Origin of the sequence: Cupriavidus sp. HPC(L) (assembly GCF_000307735.3) — a bacterium.
Classification (GTDB): domain Bacteria; phylum Pseudomonadota; class Gammaproteobacteria; order Burkholderiales; family Burkholderiaceae; genus Cupriavidus.
This window is the reverse complement of sequence record NZ_AMPR02000339.1, coordinates 1-1975: the sequence shown is the minus strand read 5'-3', so window position 1 is coordinate 1975 and position 1975 is coordinate 1. Positions and strand designations below refer to the sequence as shown.

Sequence of the window (1975 nt, the reverse complement as noted above, 5' to 3'; positions counted from 1 at the left end):
CGGGCCGCTGGCGGCCGGCCTCGCTGTCGCTGCGCAGCTTGCGCGCGATGCCCAGCCGCCACGACAGCGGCAGCGCCAGGAACAGCCGCTGGATCCAGGCTTTGCGCGTCCAGTGCCGGAAGCGCATATAGCGCGTGTCGTCGGTGCAAAGCATGTCGCCGTGAGTCAGCACCACGCGGTGGCCGGCGCAGTCGATCACGGTCGGGTCGGGCAGCAGCGTGGCGCCGGCCTCGCGGGCAAAGCGCGGGCCCAGCAGGAAGTCACGATTGCCGTGCATCAGATAGACGGGCACGCCGCACGCTGACAGGCGCGCCAGCGCCGCGGCGACGGCGCGCGGAAACGGTGCCTCGCTCTCCTCGTCGCCGATCCAGAATTCGAAGAAGTCGCCGAGGATGAAGAGGGTGCGCGCCTGTTCGGCGGCGCGTTCGAGCACGCGCTCGAATGCCGCCAGCGTGCGCGGCATCCCGGGGGTCAGATGCAGGTCGGAAATGAACCACGCCGGCGCCTCCACCGCGAGGACGGAGGCAGCCGGCGTGCTGGCGGCGGGGCTCATCGATCCGGAACGATTTCCATGGGCGAGGGCATGCCGCCGTCAATGGCGCGCGCTGTGCCGCAAAGAGGCAGCCCGCGCCGTGCGGGACGATGTGCCGCGAAGACTCGGCGCACGTTTACTCGAGCACCACCGCCTTCTCGATCACGACGTCCTCGAGCGGCACGTCCTGATGGAAGCCGGCGCTGCCGGTACGCACGCCCTTGATCTTGTCGACCACATCGGTGCCTTCGACGACCTTGCCGAACACCGCATAGCCGAAGCCCTGCGGTGTCGGCGACGTGAAATTCAGGAAGTCGTTGTCGACCACGTTGATGAAGAACTGCGCGGTGGCGGAGTGCGGCGCGTTGGTGCGCGCCATCGCCACGGTGTAGCGATCGTTCTTCAGACCGTTGCCGGCCTCGTTGTCGATCGGGTCGTCGGTCGGCTTCTGCTTCATGCCGGGCTCGAAGCCGCCGCCCTGGATCATGAAGTTCTTGATGACGCGGTGGAAGATCGTGTTGTCGTAGTGGCCCTTGCGGACATAGGACAGGAAGTTCTCCACCGTCTTGGGCGCCTTGTCGGCGTCGAGTTCGATGACGATGGCGCCGTGATTCGTTTGCAGCTGGACCTTGGACATGGCTTTCCTCTGTTACTTGACGATGGTGGCCGACTCGATGACGATCGGCGTGGCTGGCACATTACGCATGGGGCCGTAGGCAGTGGTCGGCGACTTCTTGATGCGATCGACGGTGTCCATGCCTTCGACCACCTTGCCGAACACGGCATAGCCGTTGCCGTCCGGCTGCGGATAGTCGAGACTCGGATTATCTACCACATTGATGAAGAACTGCGCCGTGGCGGAGTTCGGATCGCCGGTGCGGGCCATCGCCACGGTGCCGGCCTTGTTCTTCAGGCCATTCTGCGACTCGAGCGGAATCGGCGCGCGCGTCGGCTTCTGCTTCATGTCGCGGTCGAAGCCGCCACCCTGCACCATGAAGCCGTTGATCACGCGGTGGAAGATCGTGCCGCTGTAGAAGCCGCTGTTCACGTATTCCAGGAAGTTGGCGACCGTCTTGGGCGCAGCGTCGGGATAGACCTCGATGGTGAAGCTGCCGGCGCTGGTGGCAAAGCGCACGCGCTCGGCGGCCGAGGCTGCCGGCGCCGAGGAGGGAGCCGGCGCCTGTGCCTGGGCGGCACCGAAGCTCAGGGTGCCGGCCATCAGCGCGGCCAGCATGGCGCCGAGGGCGCCGCGTCGGGTCAGGGACATGGGAATCTCCAGGGATTGGGCGAGGACGACCGGCGGATGCAGGCGGTCGATGGACGCGCCATTCCGGCAATCGCCCCGCATGGATAACGATCACGCCCGCTCGCTGCCGCATGCATGGGCCAAGCGGTGCGAGCCGGGCAATGCTGCGGTCAGCTCAGTCCAGGTCTTCGCGATCC

General features: G+C 66.5%; 3 protein-coding genes. All 3 read right to left on the bottom strand.

All coding sequences use genetic code 11. The annotated features are described in order from the left end of the window. On the bottom strand, positions 1–553 hold a 553-nt coding region (locus B551_RS17415), incomplete at its 3' end, for a UDP-2,3-diacylglucosamine diphosphatase (protein ID WP_023264650.1). A gap of 115 nt (positions 554–668) precedes the next feature. Next, positions 669–1169: a peptidylprolyl isomerase gene (locus tag B551_RS17410; protein ID WP_023264649.1), complete on the bottom strand. Its 501-nt coding sequence runs from the start codon at positions 1167–1169 to the stop codon at positions 669–671. 12 nt (positions 1170–1181) lie between these two features. Further along, the gene (locus B551_RS17405) at positions 1182–1799 is read right to left on the bottom strand and encodes a peptidylprolyl isomerase (RefSeq protein ID WP_043440631.1); all 618 of its coding nucleotides are present in this window, start codon (positions 1797–1799) and stop codon (positions 1182–1184) included. Between the last annotated feature and the right edge of the window lie 176 nt (positions 1800–1975).

Excerpts from the sequence above, each read along its gene's own strand:
- B551_RS17410 (WP_023264649.1), bottom strand. The coding sequence starts at position 1,169 with ATGTCCAAGGTCCAGCTGCAAACGAATCACGGCGCCATCGTCATCGAA.
- B551_RS17405 (WP_043440631.1), bottom strand. The coding sequence starts at position 1,799 with ATGTCCCTGACCCGACGCGGCGCCCTCGGCGCCATGCTGGCCGCGCTG.